This is a genomic window from Vibrio sp. 10N.222.52.B7 (assembly GCF_041474275.1).
Lineage (GTDB): Bacteria > Pseudomonadota > Gammaproteobacteria > Enterobacterales > Vibrionaceae > Vibrio > Vibrio crassostreae_C.
In genome coordinates this window covers 1-382 of record NZ_JBFRTU010000355.1, presented here as the reverse complement: position 1 = coordinate 382, position 382 = coordinate 1, and the positions used below count along the sequence as shown (strand labels likewise).

General features: G+C 37.7%; 1 protein-coding gene. It reads right to left on the bottom strand.

Features of this window, described 5'->3' with window-relative positions; all coding sequences use genetic code 11:
* Positions 1–201: 201 nt before the first annotated feature.
* Positions 202–382, bottom strand: a 181-nt coding sequence (locus AB4512_RS23185) for a hypothetical protein (protein ID WP_372175869.1), incomplete at its 5' end; no start/stop codon positions are given.

Below are 382 nucleotides of genomic sequence, written 5' to 3'. Positions count from 1 at the left end.
CAGGTGATAGATATTTTATAACTAAGCTGTAAGTACTTATCAAGAATGATGCCTTGTAAACCAGCTGTAAGGGTAATTATTCCACCCCATAATAATGTACTCGTTAATAATGAATTCATGTGTTTTCACCTCTAGGGTTAATGCTATTAAGCTGATTCAAAAATAAAGAGGCTGAATATTAACTATTCAGCTTCTTTTATTTTATGTGTTTATCAGGTTTTGGTTTATTGGACGAACTTGACCGATTAATGGGTTTTGAACAGGCTGCGCGATGCCGTAAACCACTACCATGCCATTACCACCCCCCATGGTTGCTGTACGACGGTCTGGGTTTTTATCAAGTAATGCAGGGATAACATTCCAGTTGTTTGCTACCCAAACA